This is a genomic window from Streptomyces sp. NBC_01013 (assembly GCF_045162765.1).
Classification (GTDB): Bacteria; Actinomycetota; Actinomycetes; order Streptomycetales; family Streptomycetaceae; genus Streptomyces.
Map to the genome: position 1 here is coordinate 4,719,517 of NZ_CP108687.1, position 23,680 is coordinate 4,743,196.

Genomic DNA, 23,680 nt, shown 5'->3' on the forward strand with positions numbered 1-23,680 from the left:
AAATTTCACGCCATGCCCCGTGGACGCCATCGCCATTCGCCACCTCTGCACAGAATCCTTCCGCCTTCGGTTGTTGCCGGAGCCGCGGTCCTCTGTGCCGCGGGAGCCTGGCTGCTCGCCGAGCCGCTGGTCCTGCGCGGACTGGTCGCCGCCGCGGCGGCCGCCGCCGTCACCGGCGCGTATCTGATGCGCGACTGGGACCGGGAGGCGGGCCGTCGCGTCGCGGAGCTGACGCGCGCCCGCGCCAGTGACGAATGGCGCGCCGAGGAACGCCTGGCGGAACTGGAAGCCGATCTGGAGGAGTCGCGCGAACTGCGCGCCCGCCTGGAGACGAAGCTGCGCCGCAAGCGGGTGGAGCTCGCCGGGCTGCGCGGCGAGCACGCCGCGCTGCTGCGCCGGTACGCCAACGCGGAGACCGAGCGCGCCAGTGTGCTGGAGAGCCGTCGGCAGCTCGCCCTGGAGGCGGCCGCGTCGCCCCGCGAACTGCCCGCAGCGCGCAGCACCCCCACGCCGTCCGCGTACCTGCGCGCCGCGCAGGCCCTCGACGACCTCACGCGCAACGGGGCGCTCCAGGAAGCGCGGCGCACCGCCGAGCAGGCCAGGGAGCGCGATCTCGCGGAGCGGGCCCAGGAGGCGGAGGAACGGCAGGGGAAGCACGCGGCGGCGACCGAAGCCGCAGCCGCCGGCCAGGCGGGCGAGGAGCAGCACCGTCGGCCGCAGGCCGCGCTGACCGCGACCCGGTCGCCCCAGGCCCTGCCCGCCCCGCGTCCGATGCCGGCCGCCAGCGCGGTCGTCCCGTACGCGGCGGCCCGCCGCCACCTGGTGCCGCAGGGCAGCTTCGACTTCTTCGGTACGCAGAAGGCGCACGCCGCGATCGAGTCCGTGCAGAACGAGGACCTCGCCGACGTGGTGGGTGAGGAGGCGCTGGCCGCGCACCGCACGGGGACGGCCGAGAACCGGGCGGTCGGCAAGGTCATCGACCTGACCGCGCACGACGAGACCGAGCAGCTGGACATGGCGGAGCTGCGCAGCGCGATCTCGTAGACGGAACGGAACAGGCGGCAGCCGGGGTTACTTGTCGATGTCGCCGACGACGAAGAACAGTGAACCGAGAATCGCCACCATGTCGGCGACGAGCGTGCCCGGCAGCAGTTCGGTGAGCGCCTGGATGTTGTTGAACGAGGCGGAGCGGAGCTTCAGCCGGTACGGGGTCTTCTCGCCCTTGGACACCAGGTAGTAGCCGTTGACGCCCAGCGGGTTCTCGGTCCAGGCGTAGGTGTGGCCCTCGGGGGCCTTCAGCACCTTGGGCAGCCGCTGGTTGATCGGACCGGGCGCCAGGTCGGCCATCCGGTCCAGGCAGGCGTCCGCCAGGTCCAGCGCGTTGTGCGTCTGCTCCAGCAGGCACTCGAACCGGGCCAGGCAGTCGCCCTCGGTACGGGTGACGACCTTCAGGGTGTCCTGGAGCTCCCCGTACGCGAGATACGGCTCGTCGCGCCGCAGGTCGAAATCGACGCCCGAGGCGCGGGCGATGGGCCCGGACACCCCGTAGGCGTGCACGGCCTCGGCCGACAGGGCCCCCACCCCACGGGTACGGGCCCGGAAGATCTCGTTGCCGAGCACCAGCTTGTCGTAGACGTCCATCCGGGAGCGGACCGAGGCGACGGCGTCCCGGGCACGGCCGAGCCAGCCCGCCGGGAGGTCCTCCTTGAGGCCGCCGACCCGGTTGAACATGTAGTGCATCCGGCCGCCGGAGACCTCCTCCATGACGGCCTGGAGCTCCTCGCGCTCCCGGAACGCGTAGAACACCGGGGTGATCCCGCCGAGCTCCAGCGGGTACGAGCCGAGGAACATCAGGTGGTTCAGGACCCGGTTCAGCTCGGCGAGCAGGGTGCGGGTCCAGACCGCGCGCTCCGGCACCTCCATGCCGAGCATCCGCTCGACGGCCATCACGACACCCAGTTCGTTGGAGAACGCCGACAGCCAGTCGTGGCGGTTGGCGAGCATCACGATCTGCCGGTAGTCGCGGGCCTCGAAGAGCTTCTCCGCGCCGCGGTGCATGTACCCGATGACCGGTTCGGCGTGCTGGATGCGTTCGCCGTCCAGGACGATGCGCAGACGGAGCACGCCGTGGGTGGAGGGGTGCTGGGGGCCGATGTTGAGCACCATGTCGGTGCTCTCCGCCGCGCCGCCGATGCCGACTGTGGTCTCCGTCATGGGGGACAGTATTGCCTGCGCCCGGGGCACGCCCCCAAGCCCCGTCGTTTTTCCCTCAGGCCCCTCCGGCGATCGGGGAGAGGGGAGCCGGATCCAGCGGGTGCACCCGTTGCGTCAGCCAGCCGAAGTCGCCCAGGCCGCCCCGGGCGGTGAGCTCGGCGGCCTGGCCCGCGGACGCCAGGGCGCGGACGTAGCCGGCCGGGTCGCCCGACGCCAGGGACAGCGAGGGGCGTTCACCGCTGACGCCCAGCATCCGCAGCGCCTCGCGCTGGGTGCGGATCTCCGCGCCAGGCCCGCCCGCCACCGCGCATGCGTCCAGCGCCACGTGCGAGGTGAGGTCGCAGCTGCCGTCCGGCACCGGCCGCACCTCCCGCCCCGCCCGGAAGCCGGTCAGCGTGCCGAACGGCGGCCGGTCCTCCCGAACGTGCATGTAGTCCACCGCCACCGCGAGTCCGGCGGCGAGCGTAGCCACCGCACCCGCCCACGCCTCGTCGCGCGGACGGCCGATCTCGGCCCTGCTGCCCGGCCCCGCCGAGGGCCACCAGCGGCGCAGCCATCGCGCGTCCGCCCCGCCCACCGGTTCGCCCAGCCGCTCCGCGCCGTCCTTCGCCCGCACCAGGACGTACCGCTCGACGCCGTCAGGATCCGTCTCGGCGACCGGGACCGGCACGTTGTCCAGCCACTCGTTGGCGAACAGCAGCCCGCGCACTCCCTGCGGCGGCCGCGCGCACCACCGGATCCGTGGGTCCAGGCCGGCCGGGCGGGCGGCGAGCTCCACGGCGTACGCCGCTACGGTGAGGCCGCCCCCGCCCTCCGCCGGCAGCGCGGCGAGCACTCCGGTCAACAGCTCCCCCCGCCCCGCCCCCAGATCGACCAGGTCCACGCACGACGTCCCCAGTTCCTCGGCCGTCGCGACCAGCAGGCGGGCCACGGCCGCCGCGAACAGGGGGGAGGCGTGCACGGAGGTACGGAAATGGCCCGCCGGCCCTTCGGGGCTCCGGTAGAACCCCCCGTCTCCGTACAAAGCGGTCTCTGCCGCCTCCTGCCACCCACGCCACTCATCCGTCACGTTCCCAAGTCTCCACCTTGGGGAGTACGGTCTCGGGACCTGGATCGGCCCTTCGGCTGACCCACGCACCCATTGGCTTTCCCTACGCTGGGTTACGTGCAGCGCCTCTACGACTTCATCCGCAGACACCCGACGGGCGTCGACAGCTTCTGGGCTGTCCTCCTCCTCGGGATCTCCGGCATGACGATCGCGGTCGGCGGGGCCGGGCACGGCGGCCGCGGACAGCGCATCGCCATAGTGCCGATCGTCGTCGGCCTCTGCGTCGTCGTCGCACTGCGCCGCCGCGCGCCCGAGAAGATGCTGCTGCTCGCCATCGCCATGGGTGTGGCGCAGCTGGTGTTCGGGGTGAGACCGACCGTCGCGAACTTCGCCATGCTGGTGATCACCTTCACCGTGGCCACCGTCGGCGAACGCTGGGCCTCCCGCCTGGCCCTGGTCTGCAGTCTGTGCGCCGCGGGTCTGTCCCAGCTCCGCTGGCCGGAGCAGGAGGGGGCGCCGCGGGGCTGGGTGGAGACGGGGTTCGTCGTCGTCGTGCTGACGGTGCCGTTCGTGCTGGCCTGGGTGCTCGGCGACTCGATGCGGACCCGGCGGGCCTACTTCGACCAGCTGGAGGAGCGCGCCGCCCGGCTGGAGCGGGAGCGCGAGGCGCAGTCGAAGGTCGCGGTGGCCGCCGAGCGGGCCCGGATCGCCCGCGAGCTCCACGACGTCGTCGCGCACAACGTCTCCGTGATGGTGGTGCAGGCGGACGGCGCCGCCTATGTGATGGACGCCGCCCCCGACCAGGCACGGCAGGCGCTGGAGACCATCTCCAGCACGGGCAGGCAGGCGCTCGCGGAGATGCGCCGGCTGCTCGGTGTGCTGCGCACGGGCGATGCGCCGGAGACCGGGGAGTACGTTCCGCAGCCCGACGTCGACCAGATCGAGGACCTGATCGAGCACGTGAGAGCGGCCGGTCTGGCCGTCGACTTCAAGATCGAGGGCACCCCGCGCCCGCTGCCCAGCGGCGTGGAGCTGACGGCGTACCGCATCGTGCAGGAGGCTCTGACCAACACACGCAAGCACGGCGGTCCGAACGCCGGGGCCAGCGTGCGGCTGGTCTACTTCGACGACGGGCTCGGCCTGCTCGTCGAGGACGACGGCCGCGGCGCGGCGCACGAGCTGTACGAGGACGGCGGCGCCGACGGCGCGGGCCACGGCATGATCGGCATGCGCGAGCGGGTCGGCATGGTCGGCGGCACGCTGGACGCCGGACCGCGTCCCGGCGGCGGATTCCGGATCAGTGCGCTGCTGCCGCTCAAGGCCGCGAACCAGGGCTGATCCACCGGGACGGCCCGGGGCCGTCCGTATGCCGGAACCGACCGCAGAACGAATCAGGAGACAGGGACCCCATGGCGATCCGCGTGATGCTCGTCGACGACCAGGCGCTGCTGCGCACCGGCTTCCGGATGGTGCTCGCCGCGCAGCCCGACATGGAGGTCGTCGCCGAGGCCGGTGACGGCGCGGAGGCGATCGAGGTCCTGCGCTCCACCTCCGTCGACGTCGTGCTGATGGATGTGCGCATGCCCCGGCTGGACGGGGTCGAGGCCACCCGTCGCATCTGCGCGCAGCCCGATGCGCCGAAGGTGCTCATCCTGACGACGTTCGACCTCGACGAGTACGCCTTCTCGGGGCTGAAGGCGGGGGCCAGCGGTTTCATGCTCAAGGACGTCCCGCCGGGCGAGCTGCTCTCCGCGATCCGTTCCGTGCACAGCGGTGACGCCGTCGTCGCCCCTTCCACCACCCGCCGACTGCTCGACCGCTTCTCGTCGATGCTGCCCAGCGGCACGGCCGAGCCGCAGCACAAGGACGTCGCCAAGCTCACCGAACGCGAACGCGAGGTGATGCTTCTGGTCGCCCAGGGTCTGTCGAACGGTGAGATCGCGGGGCGGCTGGTGCTCTCCGAGGCAACCGTGAAGACACACGTCGGCCGCATCCTGACCAAGCTGGGCCTGCGCGACCGGGTGCAGGTCGTCGTCCTCGCGTACGAGACCGGGCTGGTGCGCGCCGGGGGCGGGGCGGGCTGAGCGGTGGCCGGCCTGGTGTGGGTGAACGGCCCGTTCGGCGGGGGCAAGACGCAGACGGCGTACGAGCTGAGGAGGCGGCTGCCCGGCAGCGTGGTCTGCGACCCGGAGCACGTCGGCTTCGGTCTGCACCGGATGCTGCCGCCCGCGCTGCGCGGGGACTTCCAGGATCTGCCGGCCTGGCGGCAGGGCGTGCACGAGATGCTGGGCCTCGCACTGCGGGGGCATCCCGGCACGGTCGTCGCCCCGATGACGCTGGTCGATGCCGGCTACTTCGCGGAGATCATCGGGCGGCTGCGCGAGGACGGGCACACGGTGCACCACTTCGCCCTGCTCGCCGAGCGCGCGACGGTGCTGCGGAGGCTGCGCGAACGCGGGCTGGGGCGCGGGCTCAAGCGTGAGAGCTTCGCCGTCGCGAAGCTGGACCACTGCCTGGAGCGCCTGGAGCGGCCGGAGTTCGCCGAGCACATCCGCACCGACCGGCTGACGGTCCCCCAGGTCGCCGACCGGATCGCTGCCTCGGCGGGCCTCACCCTGCTGCCGGACTCGGACAGCGCGCTGCGGCACCGGGTGCGGCGGGCGTGGACGGGCATCCGGCACATCCGCTTCGACTGAACGACGAGCCGCCCCGCCCGCCTCAGCGCAGGATCCCCTCCAGGAAGTCGCTGCCGAGCCGTGCCACGACGGTCAGGTCCAACTGGTGCAGTACGTACCGGCCTCGGCGCCGCGTCGTGACCAGGCCCGCCTTTTTGAGCACTGTGAGGTGGCGGGAGACCTCGGGGGCCGTGATGCCGTTCGAGTCGGCGAGTTCCCCCGTGGTGAACGGCGAGCGGGCGATGTTGCGGCACAGCCGCATCCGCATCGGGTGGGCCAGTGCCTCCATCCGCAGCTGCAGCAGCTCGACGGAGGCGGGGGAGGGCAGTTCGGGCCGGTGCACGGGGTACTGGATCACCGGACGCCAGCCCGGGGCGTGCAGCACCGTCAGATGCGGCCAGCCGAAGCTGGTCGGGATGAGCGTGAGCCCGGCGCCGACGGCCGGGTCGGTGGCGTCGGTCGAGCCGTCGGACAGCTTGTCGACGCTGATCCGTTTCTCGTCCTCGTCGACCGCCAGCGCGGCGGACACCGCACCCATCGCCTCGGCGAGCCCCTTGCGGCGCAGCAGATCCGTCTTGTGCCGGGCGTCGGCCACCAGCTGGACCCGTACCCGCCGCCAGGTGTCCGCGAAGAACGCCTGGTCGCAGTCCTCGAACAGGCGCCGGATCCAGCGTCTTACGGAGGCGGGGTCGGCCAGCAGCTGCCGGGTGAACTCCGTCTGCTGCGGGCCGCGCGCCGCCGCCACGTCCAGGGCGCGGGCGCGCAGGCCGGCGTTGTTGAGGGGCGAGAGCGCACCGGCCCCGTAGAGGCCGGCACAGGTGAACTCCAGGGCGGCGGCGACGAACCGCTCGTCGTCCAGCCGGTCCAGGATGTCCAGGTCCTCGGCGAGGTCGGCGCCCGTCCTGCCGTTGCCGCCGATGACCCCGGCGAACGGCATGAAGATGTCCGAGAAGGTGTTCCGCCACAGGAACTCGGCCTCGTGGAGCCGGTCGGCCAGATCCGGATCCAGCGCCGTGGTCGTGGCCGTCGCCCAGCCGTGCACCCCTGGATGGTGCCCGGGCTCGGAGAGGGCGTGCAGGGCGAGCCCCAGCTCGGAGAGGGGCGAGGCCTCGAAGACGATGCGCCGAGGGTCGAGGCCCGCGATGTCGATGGTTACGCTCACCCGTCCATGGTGCGGGGTCGCGGCGACGGCGCGGATCCGGATTGACGGCTGCCGTCAACCCACATCCGGACCGGGCGGCCCTCACCCCTGCGCGGCCACCCGCTTCAGGAACTCCGCTGCCGCGGCGCGGACGTCCGCAGCCGTCCACTCCAGCCCCGCTTCCGACACCGTGACCTCGGTGAACGACATTCCGGGCGGACCGGCGGCAGCCGGGTGCCACCCGCGGAAGAGGGCCACGCCCGTCTCCTCCGCCTGCCGCACCGCCGCCTCCGTCAGGACGTCCGGCGGGTACGGCAGCCAGACCTGGAACTGGTGCGTGTGCGGCGGCTCCGGATGCACCCGGAACCACCTGGCACCGGCCTCCGAGAACCCCTCGGCCAGCGCCGCTGCCACCACCTTCGCCTGCGCCACGTACGACGGCAGCTTCGGCAGCTCCCGGTCCAGGCCGATCAGCGCGGCGAGCGCCGCCGGGAACTGCTGGAAGAGCTGACCGCCGTAGCGGTGCCGCCACGTGCGGGCCTCCTCGATCAGCGAGGCGGAACCCGCGAGCGCCGCGCCGGAGATCCCGCCGAGGGTCTTGTAGAACGACACGTACACACTGTCCGCGAGCGACGCGATCTCCGGCAGTTCCCGCCCGAAACGGGAGGCGCACTCCCACAGCCGCGCCCCGTCGAAGTGCACCACCGCATCGCGCTCCCGGGCCGCCGCCACCATGGCCTCCAGCTCCTCCCAGGTGGGCAGGACGAAGCCCGCGTCGCGCAGCGGAAGCTCCAGCATCAGGGTGCCGAACGGCTCCGCGAAGTCGCGGATCTCGTCGGCCGTGGCCAGTCGCGGCTCGGTCGTCGGGTGGACCGTGCGCAGCCCGCTGACCGCGGGCAGGGCGCCACGCTCGTGCATCTCGGGGTGGGCGAGCGGATGCAGGGCCACCGTCGCGTTGCCCGTGCGGCCGGCCCAGCAGCGCAGCGCGACCTGCTGGGCCATCGTCCCGGTCGGGAAGAACGCGGCGGCCTCGGTGCCCAGCAGACCCGCGATCCGCTGCTCCAGTTCGGCGACGATGCCGTCGCCGTAGATGTCGGCCGGCCGGTCGAGGTCGGTGACCGTGGCCGCGCCCGCGGTCAGCGACGCCAGCTGCTCGCCGAGTGAACGGTCCACCGGCATCCGGGACAGGATGAGCCTGGCCTGCCGCCACGCGGCGATGCGCCGCAGGCGCTGCGGATCGGCCTCCTTGTCCCCGTGTCCGTGGGGGACCTGCGGTCCGTCCGGCGCTGCGTCGTGGACCTGCTCGTTCGTGTCTGCCATGGGACGATCATCACGCAGAACGCAGCCCCTGCCCACAGGATATGGGCGCCCCCGGACCGGCGGTGCCGTCGCGGCCGGAGTATCCACAGCCTGTGGACAGCCGGGGGCCCGGGCGAAGCGCTGGCGTAGCATGCAGAGAAGTCGTCCGGTACCCCCCGCGGACTGGAACGGAAGGCCACTGCCGCGTGAACGCAACTGCCCCCAACGAGCCCCTCGACGCGAGGGACCGCCCCGCCCGGCTCACCGTCGGCGTCGTGGGCGCGGGCCGCGTCGGCCCCGCCCTCGCCGCGTCCCTGGCACTCGCCGGGCACCGCCCGGTCGCCGTGTCGGGTGTCTCCGACGCCTCGGTGCGCCGGGCCGCCACCCTGCTTCCCGATGTCCCGCTGGTCCCGCCCGCCGAGGTCCTCGCGCGCGCGGAGCTCGTCCTGCTGACGGTGCCCGACGACGCCCTGCCGGGGCTCGTCGAGGGTCTCGCCGAGACCGGCGCGGTCCGCCCCGGTCAGCTGATCGTCCACACCTCGGGGCGGTACGGGACGAAGGTGCTGGATCCCGCGCTGCGGGCCGGCGCACTGCCGCTCGCCCTTCATCCGGCGATGACGTTCACCGGCACCTCCGTGGACGTCCAGCGGCTGGCCGGCTGCTCGTTCGGGGTCACCGCCCCGGATCAGCTGCGGCTCGCCGCCGAAGCGCTGGTCATCGAGATGGGCGGCGAACCCGAGTGGATCGCGGAGGACGCCCGGCCGCTCTACCACGCGGCTCTCGCCCTCGGCGCGAACCACCTGGTCACCCTGGTCGCCCAGTCGATGGAGCTGCTGCGCACGGCAGGGGTCGCCGCCCCCGACCGGATGCTCGGCCCGCTGCTCGGCGCGGCCCTGGACAACGCCCTGCGCTCCGGTGACGCCGCCCTGACCGGCCCCGTCGCCCGGGGCGACGCGGGCACGGTCGCCGCGCACATCGGTGAGCTGCGTACCCATGCCCCGCAGACGGTGGCCGGTTACGTCGCGATGGCCCGCGCCACCGCCGACCGTGCGCTCGCCCACGGCATGCTCAAGCCGGAGCTCGCCGAGGACCTGCTCGGCGTCCTGGCCGACGGCTCGGACGCCCCCGGCGCCGCCGGTACCGGACCGGAGGAGTCCCGATGACCGCGTCCGAGGCCACCCTGCTCCGCACGGCCGCCGAGCTGGTGGCCTGCACCCCGGGCGCGCACCCGGAGGGGGACCCGGCGGCGCCCGCCGGAACCCCCACCCCCGGGGCCGGCCGTGCCGTCGTCATGACGATGGGTGCCCTGCACGAGGGCCACGCCTCCCTGATCCAGACCGCGCGTGCGGTTATCGGGCCGGCCGGACAGGTCGTCGTCACCGTCTTCGTCAACCCGCTCCAGTTCGGCGAGGCCGCCGACCTCGACCGCTACCCGCGCACCCTGGACGCCGATCTCGCCGTGGCCGGCGCGGCCGGTGCCGACGTGGTCTTCGCACCGTCCGTCGACGAGGTCTACCCCGGCGGCGAGCCGCAGGTCCGGATCTCCGCGGGCCCGATGGGCGAGCGCCTCGAAGGAGCCTCGCGCCCCGGGCATTTCGACGGCATGCTCACCGTCGTCGCCAAGCTGCTCCACCTCACCCGCCCCGATGTCGCGTTCTTCGGGCAGAAGGACGCCCAGCAGCTGGCGCTGATCCGCCGCATGGTGCGCGATCTGAACTTCCCCGTCGAGATCGTGGGCGTGGAGACGGTCCGGGAGCCCGACGGTCTCGCGCTCTCCAGCCGCAACCGTTTCCTCGACCCGCACGAGCGCCACACCGCGCTCGCCCTGTCCCGGGCCCTGTTCGCCGCCCGTGACCGGCTCGCGGCCCAGCAGGCGCTGCACGCCCGCGCGCAGACCGCCGGCGCGACCGAGGGCCGGGCCGCCGGACTCACCCGGCTCGGCGAGGCCAGGCTGGCAGCCGACGCCCAGGCGGTCGCCCGGGCCCGGCCGGACGGCGGCCCAGCGGCCGTGCGTGCCGCGGCCCGCGCGATCCTGGACGACGCGGAGGCCGAACAGCCCCCGCTGGCCCTGGACTACGTGGCGCTCGTGGACCCGGCGGACTTCACCGAGATCCCCGACGACCGCACCGCGGGCGACGCGATCCTGGCCGTCGCCGCCCGAGTGGGCACCACCCGCCTCATCGACAACATCCCGCTGACCTTCGGAGCCACCGCGTGACCGGAATACGGCTGACCGCCCCCGCCCCCGGCTGGTCCATCGACGCCGACGTCGTGGTCGTCGGCTCCGGCGTGGCCGGTCTCACCACCGCGCTGCGCTGCGCCGCCGCCGGCCTCGCCACTGTCGTCGTCACCAAGGCCCGCCTCGACGACGGCTCCACCCGCTGGGCGCAGGGCGGCATCGCGGCCGCGCTCGGCGAGGGCGACACCCCCGAACAGCACCTGGACGACACCCTGGTCGCCGGCGTCGGCCTCTGCGACGAGGCGGCGGTCCGCACCCTGGTCACCGAGGGCCCCGGTGCCGTACGCCGGCTGATCGGCACCGGCGCCCACTTCGACGCCGAGGACGACGGCACCATCGCGCTGACCCGCGAGGGCGGTCACCACCGCCGCCGCATCGCCCACGCGGGCGGCGACGCGACCGGCGCGGAGATCTCCCGCGCCCTGGTAGAAGCGGTCCGCGAAGCCGCCCTGCACACCGTCGAGAACGCCCTCGTGCTCGACCTGCTCACCGATGCCGAAGGCCGTACCGCGGGCGTCACCCTGCACGTCATGGGCGAGGGCCAGCACGACGGCGTCGGCGCGGTCAACGCCCCCGCGGTGATCCTGGCCACCGGTGGCATGGGCCAGGTCTTCTCCGCCACCACCAACCCACCGGTCTCCACCGGCGACGGCGTGGCCCTCGCGCTGCGGGCCGGCGCCGAGGTCTCGGACCTCGAATTCGTCCAGTTCCACCCCACGGTCCTCTTCCTGGGCTCCGACTCCGAGGGCCAGCAGCCGCTGGTGTCGGAAGCGGTACGGGGTGAGGGCGCCCACCTCGTCGACGCGTCCGGTACGCGCTTCATGCTCGGGCAGCACGAACTGGCGGAGCTGGCTCCGCGAGACATCGTCGCCAAGGCCATCACCCGCCAGATGCAGCTGCACGGCACCGAGCACATGTACCTCGACGCCCGGCACTTCGGCGCCGAGATGTGGGAGCAGCGCTTCCCCACCATCCTGGCGGCCTGCCGCGCGCACGGCATCGACCCGGTCACCGAGCCGATCCCGGTCGCCCCGGCCGCCCACTACGCCTCCGGCGGCATCCGTACCGACCTGCGGGGACGTACGACCGTCCCGGGTCTGTACGCCTGCGGCGAGGTCGCCTGCACCGGGGTGCACGGGGCGAACCGGCTGGCGTCCAATTCGCTCCTCGAAGGCCTCGTCTTCGCCGAGCGCATCGCTGCGGACGTCATCGCCGAGCTGCCCCGCGCGGGCGCCGGCACCGTCGCGGGGAGTCCCGCGCCCTCCCCGCTGCTGCCCCCCGAGGCCCGGGGGACGATCCAGCGCATCATGACCCGTGGCGCGGGTGTCCTGCGTTCTGCCGACAGCCTCTCCCGGGCCGCCGACGAGCTGGAGGACCTGCACCGCAGCGCGTTCCTGAAGGCCGAGGCCGCCGGGCCGAAGGACGCGGTGCCCGGGGTCGAGGCCTGGGAGGTCACCAACCTTCTCCTGGTCTCCCGGGTCCTGGTGGCCGCCGCCCGCAGCCGCGAGGAGACGCGCGGCTGCCACTGGCGCGAGGACCGGCCCGAGCGCGACGACGAGAACTGGCGCCGCCACCTCGTCGTGCGGCTCACCCCCGACCGGCAGCTCGTCCTCCGTCGGACGGATACCGAGGCGTTCGGGCCCGTGCAGCCGTCCGGGGCAGCAGACTGCGCAGCAACAGGCACCAACCACCCCACTCCCGAGGAGCCGTAACCGTGAGCACGCCCGAAGAGAATCCGCGCCCCACACCCGTGGACGTACCGCTGATCCAGATCGGCGCGCCCGCACCCGCCGCGGGCGGCTGCGGCGACGGCTGTGGCTGCGGCGGGGAGGACGGCTACGACCTGGACGCACTGGAGTGCGGCCTGGACCCCGCGCTCGCCCAGCTCCTCGCCGACGCGGGCCTGGACCCGGTCACCGTGGAGGACGTCGCGCACGTCGCCATCGAGGAGGACCTCGACGGCGGAGTGGACGTCACGACCGTCGCCACCGTCCCCGAGGACGCGGTGGCCACCGGTGACTTCACCGCCCGTGAGGCGGGCGTCGTGGCCGGTCTGCGGGTCGCGGAGGCCGTGCTCTCGATCGTCTGTACGGACGAGTTCGAGGTCGAGCGGCACGTCGAGGACGGCGACCGCGTCGTCCCCGGCCAGAAGCTGCTGACCGTCACCACCCGCACCCGTGACCTGCTCACCGGCGAGCGCAGCGCGCTCAACCTGCTGTGCCGGCTCTCCGGCATCGCCACGGCCACCCGCGCCTGGGCCGACGTGCTGGAGGGCACGAAGGCCCAGGTCCGCGACACCCGCAAGACGACTCCGGGCCTGCGCGCCCTGGAGAAGTACGCGGTGCGCTGCGGCGGTGGGGTCAACCACCGCATGTCGCTGTCCGACGCCGCACTGGTCAAGGACAACCACGTGATCGCGGCGGGCGGGGTCGCCGAGGCGTTCAAGAGGGTCAGGGAGGAGTTCCCGGACCTGCCCATCGAGGTCGAGGTCGACACGATGCAGCAGGTCACGGAGGTCCTGGAGGCGGGCGCCGACCTGATCCTGCTGGACAACTTCACGCCCTCGCAGACGGCCGAGGCCGTCGAGCTCGTCGGCGGCCGCGCGATCCTGGAGTCCTCGGGCCGGCTGTCCCTCGACTCCGCCCGCGCCTACGCCGAGGCGGGCGTGGACTACCTGGCCGTCGGAGCGCTGACCCACAGCTCACCGATCCTCGACATCGGCCTGGACTTCCGCGACACCGACGGGGCCGGCGCCTGATGCTGCTCACCATCGATGTCGGCAACACCCACACGGTCCTCGGACTGTTCGACGGTGAGGAGATCGTCGAGCACTGGCGCATCTCCACCGACGCCCGCCGCACCGCAGACGAGCTCGCGGTGCTGCTCCAGGGCCTGATGGGCATGCACCCGCTGCTGGGCATGGAGCTGGGCGACGGTATCGAGGGCATCGCGATCTGCTCCACGGTCCCGGCGGTTCTGCACGAGCTGCGCGAGGTGACCCGCCGGTACTACGGCGACGTCCCCGCCGTCCTCGTCGAGCCGGGCATCAAGACCGGTGTGCCGATCCTGATGGACAACCCGAAGGAGGTCGGCGCGGACCGCATCATCAACGCGGTCGCGGCCGTCGACCTGTACGGCGGCCCGGCGATCGTCGTCGACTTCGGCACGGCCACCACCTTTGACGCGGTCTCCGCCCGGGGCGAGTACACGGGTGGGGTCATCGCCCCCGGCATCGAGATCTCGGTGGAGGCGCTCGGCGTCAAGGGCGCGCAGCTCCGCAAGATCGAGCTGGCCCGGCCGCGCAGCGTGATCGGGAAGAACACCGTCGAGGCCATGCAGGCGGGCATCATCTACGGGTTCGCCGGCCAGGTCGACGGTGTGGTCGGGCGTATGAAGAAGGAGCTGGCGGCCGACCCCGACGACGTCACGGTCATCGCGACGGGCGGTCTTGCTCCGATGGTGTTGGGCGAGTCGTCCGTCATCGACGAGCACGAGCCCTGGCTCACGCTCATCGGGCTGCGCCTGGTGTACGAGCGCAACGTGTCGCGCCTCTAGGGCCTGTTTCGAAAGTCCCGCCTGCTCGGCGACGCCTGGCACGCACGCTCGCCGCGTTGTCGCGGTCGCCCCGATACGCCCAGTATCGGGGCGACCCTCCGCCTTGCGATCGCACGCACCGGACGCCGCCGAGCCCGCCCTCCGGGCGGACGGCGCTACTTTCGAAACAGGCCCTAGGACACGCGGCCCCTGACCGGCGGTTCGGCGGCGCAGCGGCTCACCGGAGCCGCCGCGCCGCCGGCGGCCAGCTAAACGGATTTTGTCCATTTAGCACGTATTGTCGCGGTATGCCCACGCCCTACGGATCACGCGGCGGTATGGCGTTCAGCGCGGACGAGCTGCGAGTGCTCCGCCGTGCCCTCGCCATCGCCCTCCACCCCGCGCCCCTGCCCGACGAGGACGTCCAGGACTGCCTGCGGCTAGCGGGTGCCGTCGATGAGGCGGTCGGTGAGGCCGGACGGCTGCGCGCCTTCCTCCTCGCCGACCTCGTCCGCTACCGAAACGCCCTCCCCGGCTCCCTCAGTGGGTACCTGGAGCGCCTCCAGGACGCCCTGGCCGCCGGGTACGACCCCCGTCCCGAGGATCTCGCCGCGTTGCGCGCCCTGCGGGGCGGACCGGTCGCCGCCGCGCTCCTGGAACGCTGTCAGGTGCTCGCCGAGCGTTCGGTGCGTGCCCGCCTCGCCGGACGCGCGGTGTCCGCGACGGCGCCCGCGCCGCGCAGCCGGCTGCTCGCGCTGCCCGGCGGCCGTGCGGCGGAGCGCGAGAAGCCGAAGGCCCCGGCGGCCCCGGCCCGTCCGGCACCGGCCCCGCCGTCCGAGCGCCCCGCGCCGAAGCCTTCGGAGGTGTTCCCGCCGCGCCGCCGCCCGGTCCCCCCACCGCAGCAGCGCGCCGTGGGGTAGGGCCTCATCGAGGAGCGTGGCCGCGCTCGCTACTCTGGACGCCATGGACTACGTATCCGCGCTTGTGCCCCCCGTGGTGATGGCCGCCTTCTTCATCGGCCTGGTCGTGACGATCGTCAAGAGCCAGGGCGGGCCGAACAAGGCCAAGGAGGACGCGGCCGTGGACGCCGCGTTCAGTCACGCGGAAGCGGCCCGGCGGACACCGCACACCGACGGCGCCTGACCTCCGGGTCGCGCTGCTCGCGCACCCCACGCACGAAAGGGCGTACGGCTCCGGAGAGCCGTACGCCCTTTTTGCTGTGTAAATAACCGGCCATTCCAGACATCTGGCACTAGGGTGACGCTGTGCCCCGCCAATTGGGAGAGCTGGAAGACGCCGTGATGACACGGGTCTGGCAATGGAACCGACCGGTCACCGTGCGAGAAGTCCTTGAGGACCTTCAGCAGGAGCGGTCCATCGCCTACACCACCGTCATGACGGTTATGGACAATCTCCATCAGAAGGGCTGGGTACGCCGGGAAGTGGACGGCCGTGCATATCGATATACGGCCGTCTCCACCCGCGCCGCGTACTCGGCCGCACTGATGAACGAAGCCTGGTCACAGAGCGACAACCCCGCCGCGGCGCTGGTCGCGTTCTTCGGCATGATGTCGGCCGACCAGCTTGAAGCCCTCCGGGACGCCATGCGGATCGTTCTGCCCACACTTCCCGAGGGTGCTGTTCAGGCGGTCGGTGAAGCCTCCGGGGACAGATCCGCGGAAGGGGTCGAAGCGGCCGATGACGTGGAGCCCGACGCCGGGCGATAGCGTCGGGGTATGTCCTCAGAGCTTCCGCATACCGATTTCCAGACCGATCCGTCGGTTATAAACGTCGCCATCACCGTCCGCCGTGCGAGGACGAGCGATGTGCCCTCGGTCCGGCGTCTCCTCGACGGCTACGTGCGAGAAGGCATCCTGCTCGACAAAGCGACGGTGACGCTTTACGAGGACATCCAGGAGTTCTGGATCGCCGAACGCGACGAGGACGCCCGGGTCATCGGCTGCGGCGCACTGCACGTGATGTGGGAAGACCTGGCCGAAGTGCGTACTCTCGCGGTCGATCACAGCATCAAGGGCGCCGGAGTCGGACATCAAGTGCTCGGCAAGTTGTTGCAGACTGCCCGCTGGCTGGGTGTGCGACGGGTTTTCTGTCTCACCTTCGAAGTCGACTTCTTCGCGAAGCACGGCTTCGTGGAGATCGGAGAGACGCCGGTTGACGGAGATGTCTACAGTGAGCTGCTGCGTTCCTATGACGAGGGAGTCGCGGAGTTCCTGGGTCTCGAACGAGTGAAGCCGAACACCTTGGGCAACAGCCGGATGCTTCTGCACCTGTGACCGCCGCAAGAAGCGCGATCCCTATGTCCGAATCGCGCACGTTTCCCGGCTTCTTGCGCTCCTGAACCTCTCCCGGGGGTTTGTGTTTTCCGTGGAAAAGCGGTTTCCTTTCCGCGTACTCAATTTTCGATGAAAGGAAATCCGGTGGCACAGAAGGTTCAGGTCCTTCTTGTTGACGACCTCGACGGCGGCGAGGCGGACGAGACCGTGACGTTCGCTCTCGATGGCAAGACGTACGAGATTGACCTCACCACGGGCAACGCGGACAAGCTCCGGTCGCTTCTCGAGCCGTACGCGAAGAGCGGTCGGCGCACCGGTGGCCGTGCGGCCTCCGGACGCGGCAAGGGCCGCGCCGTTCCCGGCGGCAACAAGGACACCGCCGAGATCCGTAAGTGGGCGCGCGAGAACGGCCACAACGTGAATGACCGTGGCCGCGTTCCCGCGGAGATCCGTGAGGCTTACGAGAAGGCCAACGGCTGATCGGCCGTTTCATCGGGGGCCATCCCCGTCCGGGCGCGCGTCAACCGGGCCCGGTGGCATTCCGTCGCCACGGCGTCCACGAGCCGGATGAGATCGGGAGCATCCCCACCCCTGCTCCCGAAGTCGGAGAGGGCCGGGAACACCGGTTCTCCCTCCTGCTTGTGCGTTGGACAGGGGGGCCGCAGCCATACGGCGGCCCCCGGCGCACCAGGCCGGCCAGGTGGCGGCGGTGCGGTGATGCGGCCGCCCGCGCCGAGAGCTCTCAGCGCGAGGGCGACCCCGCCCCACTCCAGCCAGTCGAGCAGCCCGGGCAGCTCATCGGCGCTCCCGGGCGCCACCAGCAGACTCATCCGCCGGCCCGCCAGCGCCACAGGGCCGGTCCGGCCCACCCGTCGCAGCGCCGCGTGACCGGCGTCCGCGGGGACGACGAGCGCGTCGAAGCGAAGCCCGGTCAGTAGCCGTACCGGCGCGCTGCCGGCCGTCGCCCAGCCGAGCTCCTTCTCGTACCACCGGGCACACGTGCCCCGTGACGCACCATCGGCACGGCCGCCCCGCTCTGCGGGGAGCGCGGCGCGGGGCGGTGGGACGGTGAGGGTCATGACGGAAGAACTCCCGATCCGCGCCAAGAGTTACGCAGAGTCCTTGATCGAACGCATACTGTGTCCGGGTTGGGGGCGTACGGGCGCATTCGGGAGTACGAAGATGTTCGCCCGTAGCGGAGGGAACCCGCGTACGCCGCATGGACTGTCTGTAATTGCGGGTAAGACATCCCTAGTGGGGAGGGGCGACACGCAGCCACCGGACGTCTCACGTTCGCCATCGGCGTACTGGCGATAGAGGTATCTGTCTGGCCTGCGGGAACATCGTCTCGCACCATCGGGTTGGAGCAGTTGTCGGCGTTCGGGGCAGGAGGCCATCGACGGGTGTCGGCAGTTGAAATGAGCGGTCCCCGCTTGCGGGACTAAGCTGCGGAAGGACAGGGAGGGGACCGACCCCTTACTGCCTGACCGCTCTGAGGAGCGATTAACGATGTTCGAGAGGTTCACCGACCGCGCGCGGCGGGTTGTCGTCCTGGCTCAGGAAGAAGCCCGGATGCTCAACCACAACTACATCGGCACCGAGCACATCCTCCTGGGCCTGATCCACGAGGGTGAGGGTGTCGCCGCTAAGGCCCTGGAGAGCCTCGGGATTTCGCTCGAGGCGGTCCGCCAGCAGGTGGAGGAGATCATCGGTCAGGGCCAGCAGGCTCCGTCCGGGCACATCCCCTTCACACCCCGAGCCAAGAAGGTCCTGGAGCTGTCGCTCCGCGAGGCCCTTCAGCTCGGCCACAACTACATCGGCACCGAGCACATCCTGCTCGGCCTGATCCGCGAGGGCGAGGGCGTTGCCGCCCAGGTCCTCGTGAAGCTGGGCGCCGACCTGAACCGGGTGCGTCAGCAGGTCATCCAGCTGCTGTCGGGGTACTCGGGCGGCAAGGAGGCGGCCACAGCGGGCGGCCCCGCGGAGGGCACGCCCTCCACGTCGCTGGTGCTCGACCAGTTCGGCCGGAATCTCACCCAGGCCGCTCGTGAATCCAAGCTCGACCCGGTCATCGGGCGCGAGAAGGAGATCGAGCGGGTCATGCAGGTGCTGTCCCGCCGTACGAAGAACAACCCGGTCCTCATCGGCGAGCCCGGCGTCGGCAAGACGGCGGTCGTCGAGGGCCTGGCGCAGGCCATCGTCAAGGGCGAGGTGCCCGAGACCCTCAAGGACAAGCACCTCTACACCCTCGACCTCGGTGCGCTCGTCGCCGGTTCCCGCTACCGCGGTGACTTCGAGGAGCGCCTGAAGAAGGTGCTCAAGGAGATCCGCACCCGCGGCGACATCATCCTGTTCATCGACGAGCTCCACACCCTCGTGGGTGCGGGCGCCGCCGAGGGCGCGATCGACGCGGCGAGCATCCTCAAGCCCATGCTGGCGCGAGGCGAGCTCCAGACCATCGGTGCCACCACGCTCGACGAGTACCGCAAGCACCTGGAGAAGGACGCCGCGCTCGAGCGCCGCTTCCAGCCCATCCAGGTCGCCGAGCCGTCGCTCCCGCACACCATCGAGATCCTCAAGGGTCTGCGCGACCGCTACGAGGCCCACCACCGCGTGTCCATCACGGACGAGGCGCTGGTCCAGGCCGCGACGCTGGCCGACCGCTACATCTCGGACCGCTTCCTGCCGGACAAGGCGATCGACCTGATCGACGAGGCCGGTTCCCGGATGCGGATCCGCCGGATGACCGCGCCGCCGGACCTCCGCGAGTTCGACGAGAAGATCGCGGGCGTGCGTCGCGACAAGGAGTCGGCCATCGACTCCCAGGACTTCGAGAAGGCGGCGTCTCTCCGTGACAAGGAGAAGCAGCTGCTGGCGGCGAAGGCCAAGCGCGAGAAGGAGTGGAAGGCCGGCGACATGGACGTCGTGGCCGAGGTCGACGGCGAGCTCATCGCCGAGGTCCTCGCCACCGCCACCGGCATCCCGGTCTTCAAGCTGACGGAGGAGGAGTCCTCCCGTCTGCTGCGCATGGAGGACGAGCTCCACAAGCGCGTCATCGGCCAGAAGGACGCCATCAAGGCCCTCTCGCAGGCGATCCGCCGTACGCGAGCCGGTCTGAAGGACCCGAAGCGCCCGGGTGGCTCGTTCATCTTCGCCGGCCCGTCCGGTGTCGGTAAGACCGAGCTGTCCAAGACGCTCGCCGAGTTCCTCTTCGGTGACGAGGACGCGCTGATCGCCCTCGACATGTCGGAGTTCAGCGAGAAGCACACGGTTTCCCGCCTCTTCGGCTCGCCCCCCGGCTACGTGGGGTACGAGGAGGGCGGCCAGCTCACCGAGAAGGTGCGCCGCAAGCCGTTCTCCGTCGTCCTCTTCGACGAGGTCGAGAAGGCCCACCCCGACATCTTCAACTCCCTGCTCCAGATCCTGGAGGACGGTCGCCTGACCGACTCCCAGGGCCGGGTCGTGGACTTCAAGAACACGGTCATCATCATGACGACCAACCTCGGGACCCGGGACATCTCCAAGGGCTTCAACCTGGGCTTCGCTGCCCAGGGCGACGTCAAGACGAACTACGAGCGGATGAAGACGAAGGTCAACGAAGAGCTCAAGCAGCACTTCCGGCCCGAGTTCCTCAACCGTGTCGACGACACGGTCGTCTTCCACCAGCTCACCGAGGAAGACATCATCCAGATCGTCGACCTCATGCTCGCCAAGGTGGACGAGCGCCTGCGGGACCGCGACATGGGCATCGAGCTGAGCCCGGCCGCCAAGTCCCTGCTGGCGAAGAAGGGCTACGACCCCGTGATGGGCGCCCGGCCGCTGCGCCGGACGATCCAGCGCGAGATCGAGGACATCCTCTCCGAGAAGATCCTCTTCGGCGAGCTGCGCCCCGGTCACATCGTGGTCGTCGGCACCGAGGGCGAGGGTGACGAGCAGAAGTTCACCTTCCGCGGCGAGGAGAAGTCGGCTCTGCCCGACGTCCCCCCGATCGAGCAGGCGGCAGGCGGCGCCGGCCCGAACATGACGAAGGAAGCGTGACAGGCGCCTAGCGCCCGAGCGTCATAGAGGCGGCCCCGGACCGGTTTCGACCGGTCCGGGGCCGCCTCTTTGCTGTTGCGTACAGAGTGACGGGCTTGTCACAGGGATGTCCCGGTCGGGTCCGCGCAGTACAGGCGAGGAAAACCGCTGGTTAGTCTGGCCCGGCTCCGGACGCGCCGTCCGGGGACGGACGAATCAGCTAGGGGGACGGGGCAGATCATGCGCAGAAGCGATGTGTCACGCAGGCAGATGATGAAGCTGGCAGGGGCCGGGATGGTGCTGCTGGGGGCCGGCACGTCGGCCTGCGGGCCGCAGGACGAGCCCGTCGGCGGCGGAACGGGCGAGCCGGACAAGGCGGCGGCCACCCCGGCGCCGGGCTCGAAGCCGCAGCCGACCTGGCAGCACGCCTCGACGTACGACGGGCTGGCGTGGATCTCGGCGGTCGCCGTGGTGGGCAACGTGGTGCTCGTGTCCGGCGACCCGCTGGTGGCCCGGGACATATCCACGGGCGAGGAGATCTGGTCCCGGGCGGAGGTCACCACCCCCGGCGCCAACATGCTCATCGGCGACGGGACGCTCTATCTCCAGAGCGCCCGGTACGACGGGAACATCGTCGGCCTGGACCCCGCGACCGGCAAGGACACCTGGCGCAGCCGGATGGAGAAGACGTACTCCCAGCCCCGCCCCATCGCCGCGGACGCCCACCACGTCTACGTCGTCGCGGGAATCCTGGACAAGGAGTTCCGGACGCCGGAGAACGTGATCGCCGCGATCGACACCACCTCCGGCAAGGTCGTCTGGCGCGAGAAGCGTGACCGCGGGACGGAGGAGAACGGCATCACGGCGCAGGTGGCCGGCAACCGTCTCGTCTACACGGACTTCCGGGAGAACCTCACGGTGCGCGACACCGCGACCGGCCACCAGGTCTGGACGAAGAAGATCGGCCGGTCCAGCAACCGCGGCTTCGTGGTCCACGAGGGCCTCGCCATCCTCGCCAACGGCGAATGGATGCGCGCCTTCGACCTGGCCGACGGCAAGGAGCGCTGGTCCTTCCGGACCGAGGAGTTCAGCCGGTTCAACGATCCGGCGGTCCTGGACGGCGTCCTCTACGTCTCCGACAGCGCGCACGCCCTCTGGGCGGTCGACCCCGCGACCGGCAAGAAGCACTGGCACAACAAGGGGAGCCTGGACGTCGCCGTCCCCTGGCAGTACGCCAAGGTCGGCGACGTCCTGTACGGGGCGACGGAGTTCGACGAGCACGGCGGCATCCACGCGTATGACGCCGGCAGCGGGAAGCTGCGCTGGACGTACAACGACGGCAGCGGTGACCTCCAGCGGTGGAACCTGGCGGTGGGCGGCAAGCAGCTCGTGGCCCTGCACGCCAAGAAGGTGACGGGACTGCCCGCCGTGTGAGGCGGGACCCCGGGCCGAAGGTCCCGAAACGGACAGCCCTTGGTCCCACGGCCGGTGACAAGGCGCACAGCCCTTTGGGGGCCTACTAGGCGCCCTAGGAGCAAAGTCCGTGATCGCCCGTGGGACCTTCGGCCCGGTGTCCGGCAGGGCTTTCGGGTGTTTGGGGTGGAGTGCCCGAATGGCGGGGCTGTGTCCGGTAAGGACTGTTTGGAACTGGGGTTAAACCTGTTCCGGCGAAGACTTTCGGAGCCCCTCGGGAGGCGTGGAAGCGGACCGGCGGTGGCGAATTCCCGAGCCCTCACCTACGGCTTTTCTTCGTAGATAGGGGGTTTGAGTGCATCCGGGGGTGCGGGTTACCAAGGTATGGCCAGCCCGGCGCACTGCCGGGTCCAGTCATCTCCGGAGGTTTTCCGCTTATGTCGAAGCGCGTTACGTTCCAGACCCGCCGCCCGTCCGCTTCCCGTGTCCGTGGCGCCGTGGTGGCAGCCGGCCTGGGGACGTCGATGGTTCTCGGTGTGGGCGCTGCGTTCGCGGCCGGCACGACGGGCACCACCGGCACCGCGAGCCTGGCGAGCGCGACCACCGCCGACTCGGTCGCCCAGCAGGCGGCCGCGCAGGGCAAGGCTGCCGAGCACACCGCGGCGAAGAAGGCCGAGGCAGCCAAGAAGAAGGCCGCCGCGGCGAAGAAGAAGGCGGCCGCCAAGAAGAAGGCCGCTGCCAAGAGGGCCGCGAAGCTCGCCTGGGAGACCCCGGTCCACCACTACGAGCTGAGCGCGAGCTTCGGCAACGACGGCAGCCGCTGGGCGCACAAGCACTCCGGCCAGGACTTCGCCGTGCCGATCGGCACCAAGGTCGAGGCCGCGCACACCGGCACCATCGTGAAGGCCGGCCCGAACGGCGGCGGCGACGGTCCCGCGTACGGCAACGCCATCGTGATCAAGCACAGCAACGGCACGTACTCCCAGTACGCGCACCTCTCGCAGATCGACGTGCACATCGGCGAGCACGTGAAGAAGGGCGAGAAGATCGCCCTCTCCGGTAACACCGGGAACTCCAGCGGCCCGCACCTGCACTTCGAGATCCGGACCACCCCGAACTACGGTTCTGCGGTCAACCCGGTGAACTACCTGCACAAGGAGGGTGTCTCGGTCTGATCCGACCGGACATCTCCTCCCCGCTACTGAGCGGTACCCGGGTCGTGTGCCCGGGTGACCAGTTCGAGGGCGACTTCGAGGGCGGCCTTCCGCTTGTCCTCGGGGTCGCCCTCGACGTCTTTCATGGCGAAGATTCCCGCGTGCATCGTGAAGAGCGCACTGAAGCACCGCACCTGGTCGGCGAGCGGGGCCTCGGGGTCCTTGAGCAGGTCCACGAGCGCCAGCACCCGGCCCTTGATCGTCTCGCCGATGCTCAGGTCGCGCACGGTCGCCTGGTTCTCCTGCATGAAACGGAAGAGCGGCGCGGCGCCGGCCAGTGCCTCGCTGTAGCGGCTGAGGATCTCCTTCTTCGTCTCCAGGGTGCGCGGCTGTGTCACGCCCCAGGCGATCAGCTCCTCGACCGGGCGGTTGAGGTCCTCGAAGATGCCGACCAGGATGTCTTCCTTGGTCTTGAAGTGGTAGTAGAGCGCGGCCTTGGTGACGTCGAGCTGCTCGGCGATCTCCCGCAGCGAGGTCTTCTCGTAACCCTGCTCGGCGAAGAGCTCCAGGGCGACGTCCTGGATGCGCTGCCGGGTGTTCCCCCGGCGCGGCTGCGGCGTGCTGCCCATGGTGCTCTCCTATAACTTACTTG

Annotated in this window: 23 protein-coding genes; 17 read left to right on the top strand and 6 right to left on the bottom strand. The window is 71.2% G+C overall.

All coding sequences use genetic code 11. The features are described from left to right. The first annotated feature begins 12 nt into the window (after positions 1 to 12). Positions 13 to 1,044 (top strand): hypothetical protein, encoded by a 1,032-nt coding sequence (locus OG538_RS20475; RefSeq protein ID WP_406095617.1) that lies wholly within the window; start codon positions 13 to 15, stop codon positions 1,042 to 1,044. Positions 1,045 to 1,071: 27 nt separating this feature from the next. On the opposite strand, the gene OG538_RS20480 is transcribed toward OG538_RS20475, so the two are convergent. After that, on the bottom strand, positions 1,072 to 2,214 hold the full coding sequence (locus OG538_RS20480) for an NADH-quinone oxidoreductase subunit D (protein ID WP_406095619.1): 1,143 nt from the start codon (positions 2,212 to 2,214) through the stop codon (positions 1,072 to 1,074). Between the two features lie 55 nt (positions 2,215 to 2,269). Continuing rightward, positions 2,270 to 3,283, bottom strand: a complete 1,014-nt coding sequence (locus OG538_RS20485; protein ID WP_406095620.1) for an SAM-dependent methyltransferase — start codon at positions 3,281 to 3,283, stop codon at positions 2,270 to 2,272. Positions 3,284 to 3,379: 96 nt separating this feature from the next. Between OG538_RS20485 and OG538_RS20490 the strand changes: the two genes are divergently transcribed. From OG538_RS20490 to OG538_RS20500, 3 genes are all read left to right on the top strand, one after another. After that, positions 3,380 to 4,600, top strand: a complete 1,221-nt coding sequence (locus OG538_RS20490) for a sensor histidine kinase (RefSeq protein ID WP_406095622.1) — start codon at positions 3,380 to 3,382, stop codon at positions 4,598 to 4,600. Between the two features lie 71 nt (positions 4,601 to 4,671). Continuing rightward, positions 4,672 to 5,346 (top strand): response regulator, encoded by a 675-nt coding sequence (locus tag OG538_RS20495; protein WP_406095624.1) that lies wholly within the window; start codon positions 4,672 to 4,674, stop codon positions 5,344 to 5,346. Positions 5,347 to 5,349: 3 nt separating this feature from the next. Continuing rightward, positions 5,350 to 5,958: an AAA family ATPase gene (locus tag OG538_RS20500; RefSeq protein WP_406095626.1), complete on the top strand. Its 609-nt coding sequence runs from the start codon at positions 5,350 to 5,352 to the stop codon at positions 5,956 to 5,958. A 22-nt stretch (positions 5,959 to 5,980) separates the two neighbouring features. Here OG538_RS20500 and OG538_RS20505 read toward each other — a convergent pair whose 3' ends face one another. Then, positions 5,981 to 7,099 carry a DUF5937 family protein gene (locus OG538_RS20505; protein ID WP_406095628.1) on the bottom strand — a complete coding sequence of 373 codons (1,119 nt, stop codon included), beginning with the start codon at positions 7,097 to 7,099 and terminating at the stop codon, positions 5,981 to 5,983. Between the two features lie 81 nt (positions 7,100 to 7,180). Then, positions 7,181 to 8,398, bottom strand: coding sequence for a threonine aldolase family protein (locus OG538_RS20510; protein WP_406095630.1), 1,218 nt, complete (start codon positions 8,396 to 8,398; stop codon positions 7,181 to 7,183). Positions 8,399 to 8,583: 185 nt separating this feature from the next. Here OG538_RS20510 and OG538_RS20515 point away from each other — a divergent pair, with 185 nt between their 5' ends. From OG538_RS20515 to OG538_RS20560, 10 genes are all read left to right on the top strand, one after another. Further along, the gene (locus OG538_RS20515) at positions 8,584 to 9,540 is read left to right on the top strand and encodes a Rossmann-like and DUF2520 domain-containing protein (RefSeq protein WP_406095632.1); all 957 of its coding nucleotides are present in this window, start codon (positions 8,584 to 8,586) and stop codon (positions 9,538 to 9,540) included. Next, positions 9,537 to 10,595: a pantoate--beta-alanine ligase gene (panC, locus tag OG538_RS20520; protein WP_406095634.1), complete on the top strand. Its 1,059-nt coding sequence runs from the start codon at positions 9,537 to 9,539 to the stop codon at positions 10,593 to 10,595. Before OG538_RS20515 ends, panC begins: the two co-directional genes overlap by 4 nt. After that, positions 10,592 to 12,328, top strand: coding sequence for an L-aspartate oxidase (locus tag OG538_RS20525; protein WP_406095636.1), 1,737 nt, complete (start codon positions 10,592 to 10,594; stop codon positions 12,326 to 12,328). Before panC ends, OG538_RS20525 begins: the two co-directional genes overlap by 4 nt. A 2-nt stretch (positions 12,329 to 12,330) precedes the next feature. Further along, complete coding sequence (gene nadC, locus OG538_RS20530) at positions 12,331 to 13,374, top strand: carboxylating nicotinate-nucleotide diphosphorylase (protein ID WP_406095638.1); 1,044 nt, start codon at positions 12,331 to 12,333, stop codon at positions 13,372 to 13,374. Further along, the gene (locus OG538_RS20535) at positions 13,374 to 14,171 is read left to right on the top strand and encodes a type III pantothenate kinase (protein ID WP_024493731.1); all 798 of its coding nucleotides are present in this window, start codon (positions 13,374 to 13,376) and stop codon (positions 14,169 to 14,171) included. Before nadC ends, OG538_RS20535 begins: the two co-directional genes overlap by 1 nt. Positions 14,172 to 14,488: 317 nt before the next feature. Then, complete coding sequence (locus OG538_RS20540) at positions 14,489 to 15,070, top strand: hypothetical protein (protein ID WP_406100227.1); 582 nt, start codon at positions 14,489 to 14,491, stop codon at positions 15,068 to 15,070. Between the two features lie 43 nt (positions 15,071 to 15,113). After that, positions 15,114 to 15,293 (top strand): hypothetical protein, encoded by a 180-nt coding sequence (locus OG538_RS20545; RefSeq protein WP_406095640.1) that lies wholly within the window; start codon positions 15,114 to 15,116, stop codon positions 15,291 to 15,293. Positions 15,294 to 15,415: 122 nt separating this feature from the next. Then, complete coding sequence (locus OG538_RS20550) at positions 15,416 to 15,877, top strand: BlaI/MecI/CopY family transcriptional regulator (protein WP_406095642.1); 462 nt, start codon at positions 15,416 to 15,418, stop codon at positions 15,875 to 15,877. Positions 15,878 to 15,886: 9 nt separating this feature from the next. Beyond that, a complete protein-coding gene (locus OG538_RS20555) occupies positions 15,887 to 16,444 on the top strand; it encodes an amino-acid N-acetyltransferase (RefSeq protein WP_406095644.1) in 558 nt (185 codons plus the stop codon). Positions 16,445 to 16,588: 144 nt separating this feature from the next. Further along, the gene (locus tag OG538_RS20560; protein ID WP_350997977.1) at positions 16,589 to 16,924 is read left to right on the top strand and encodes an Lsr2 family protein; all 336 of its coding nucleotides are present in this window, start codon (positions 16,589 to 16,591) and stop codon (positions 16,922 to 16,924) included. Here the strand turns inward: OG538_RS20560 and OG538_RS20565 are convergent. Then, positions 16,903 to 17,523, bottom strand: a complete 621-nt coding sequence (locus OG538_RS20565; RefSeq protein ID WP_406095646.1) for an SCO3374 family protein — start codon at positions 17,521 to 17,523, stop codon at positions 16,903 to 16,905. The genes OG538_RS20560 and OG538_RS20565 overlap by 22 nt on opposite strands. 430 nt (positions 17,524 to 17,953) lie before the next feature. On the opposite strand from OG538_RS20565, the gene OG538_RS20570 reads away from it, so the two are divergent. From OG538_RS20570 to OG538_RS20580, 3 genes are all read left to right on the top strand, one after another. Next, the gene (locus OG538_RS20570) at positions 17,954 to 20,482 is read left to right on the top strand and encodes an ATP-dependent Clp protease ATP-binding subunit (protein WP_148020025.1); all 2,529 of its coding nucleotides are present in this window, start codon (positions 17,954 to 17,956) and stop codon (positions 20,480 to 20,482) included. A gap of 219 nt (positions 20,483 to 20,701) precedes the next feature. Then, a complete protein-coding gene (locus OG538_RS20575) occupies positions 20,702 to 21,895 on the top strand; it encodes a PQQ-binding-like beta-propeller repeat protein (RefSeq protein ID WP_406095649.1) in 1,194 nt (397 codons plus the stop codon). 416 nt (positions 21,896 to 22,311) lie between these two features. Continuing rightward, entirely contained in the window at positions 22,312 to 23,049 is a 738-nt protein-coding gene (locus tag OG538_RS20580) for a M23 family metallopeptidase (RefSeq protein ID WP_406095650.1), read from the top strand. 23 nt (positions 23,050 to 23,072) lie between these two features. Here the strand turns inward: OG538_RS20580 and OG538_RS20585 are convergent, their stop codons facing one another. Continuing rightward, positions 23,073 to 23,657, bottom strand: coding sequence for a TetR/AcrR family transcriptional regulator (locus OG538_RS20585; protein ID WP_406095652.1), 585 nt, complete (start codon positions 23,655 to 23,657; stop codon positions 23,073 to 23,075). Positions 23,658 to 23,680: the final 23 nt, after the last annotated feature.